1 protein-coding gene is annotated in these 631 nt (G+C 42.0%); it reads right to left on the minus strand.

Annotated elements, in window-relative coordinates; translation table 11 throughout:
• Nucleotides 1–631 (minus strand): PD-(D/E)XK nuclease family transposase (locus ADI58_RS01945; protein WP_065428647.1); only part of this gene is annotated, 631 nt, incomplete at both ends.

The following is a 631-nucleotide window of genomic DNA, read 5'->3' on the forward strand; positions in this document are numbered from 1 at the left end:
CATCTTCCTGTCCTCCTCGGACCAGCTCTTGTAGTCCAGCAGTTGGTCTGCTTGACTTATAGCTCGCTCGGGGTGCTGGGTAAAGGGTTTATTACCGAAAAACTCCAACCACGGCTTGCGAATGCTATCTTTGCTGGTTTCTCTGTATTTTCTTAATTCCAAGAACGCCATCTTGACTAGATGATGTTCTTGTCCATTGTTTGTAATTGTTAAAGCCTCACCTGTCGTGTCCTCGCGCATACTAAAGCTATGGAAAGCCAAGTCATCTTGGAAATAATTGCTATCTACGATAGCAATAGCATAAACGGGTGCAATATGTTTGTAACTCTGGTGTGTATCACCTTCACGTTGACGAATTTTTTCTAGGTTTTGATTGACCTGACTGCATAAGTAAGCCCACAGGCGATTGATGAAAAAATTCTGATGATGAACTTGGATTTCAATAATTACTTGTGTCCCATTGTCCAACTCCGCCAAGACGTCTATACTGGTATAGAAATCCTGAGCTGAGTATGGTACGGAAGGCAAGACATGAATGTTACTTCCCTCCAAAATAGTCACATTTTTGGCTGGCAAGTCCAGCATATCGCGAATAAATTGACAAGTGATTTCTGGATTGCTAAAGATTTTC

Source organism: Streptococcus mitis, assembly GCF_001074635.1.
Taxonomy (GTDB): Bacteria; Bacillota; Bacilli; order Lactobacillales; family Streptococcaceae; genus Streptococcus; species Streptococcus mitis_E.